1 pseudogene is annotated in these 1,014 nt (G+C 76.2%); it reads right to left on the bottom strand.

The window, feature by feature from the left end:
• Nucleotides 1-1,014, bottom strand: a pseudogene (locus G3I65_RS17430) (LuxR family transcriptional regulator); the annotation flags it as partial.

Raw genomic sequence — 1,014 nt, 5'->3', positions numbered from 1 at the left:
GTCGGTCGCCAGCAGGACCGAGATCAGCACGCCGGCGGCCGAGAGCACCACCGGGATCGGCCCGCGGTCCGGCGCGTGCACGCTCGCCGCCCTCAGGTGCCGTTGCGCCGCGGCGAACTCCCCGCGCACGGCCGCGAGCCCGCCGAGCACGAGTGACGACTCCATGACGATCGGGCCGAGCTCCGGGTAGCTGTCCCGCAGCTGCTCGGCGGCTTCGGCGAGGCCGCTCCAGCGCCCGCGCACCCAGTCCAGCCGGACGCGGGTTCCCTGGATCAGCCCGATCGCGTACAGCGCGCCGGCGTCGGTCGCGCGCCGGACGCCCTCGGTGACCAGCCGGTCCGCGCGTTCGAGGTGCCCGGCCCACGACTGGCCGTCGGCGAGGTTGCACCACAGCCGGGCCAGCTGGACGCGCTCGGCGACCGTGCCGACGGTGTCCGACAGCGCTTCGAACTCCGCCCACGCCGAGCCGTCGCCGACGTGCGACGCGGCGGCGATGCGGTCGGCGGTCAGCGCCAGCCGCAGCTCGGGGTCGTCGAGCCGCTCGTACACCTCGCCCGCGCGGGCGCGCCAGGATTCGTGCCACGACAACGGCGTCAGGCCGTCGATCGGCTGGGCGAGCAGCGTGATCCCGCGCGCGGCGAGGTCCGGCCGGTCGGTCAGCTCGCCGATCGCGCGCTCGACTTCGAGGCGGCCGCGGCCGAGCCCGCCGATGGTCCGGACCAGCAGCATGCCGAGGCTCAGCCGGATCGAGCCGCGGACCGACGGCGGCAGCGCTACCTCTTCCAGGACGCGCTCAAGCGTGCCGATCACGTCGGGGCGGAAACCCCGCAGCGCGACCTGGCTCAGCTTGCCCGCCACGCGCCCGGCGTCCGCCTGGGCGGGCCCGGGTTCGGCAAGCACCGACTGCAGCAGGTCGATCGCCCGGGACGTCTCGCCGCGGGCGATCGCCTCGTCGGCGGCCGCTTCCGCGTAGTGCCGCCACTGGTCGACGCGGCCCGCCGCGCGGGAGTGCCG

Origin of the sequence: Amycolatopsis sp. SID8362 (genome assembly GCF_010550475.1) — a bacterium.
In the GTDB taxonomy this organism is placed as follows: domain Bacteria; phylum Actinomycetota; class Actinomycetes; order Mycobacteriales; family Pseudonocardiaceae; genus Amycolatopsis; species Amycolatopsis eburnea.
The sequence above is the reverse complement of the archived record's forward strand: the minus strand, read 5'-3'. Positions and strand labels throughout refer to the sequence as shown.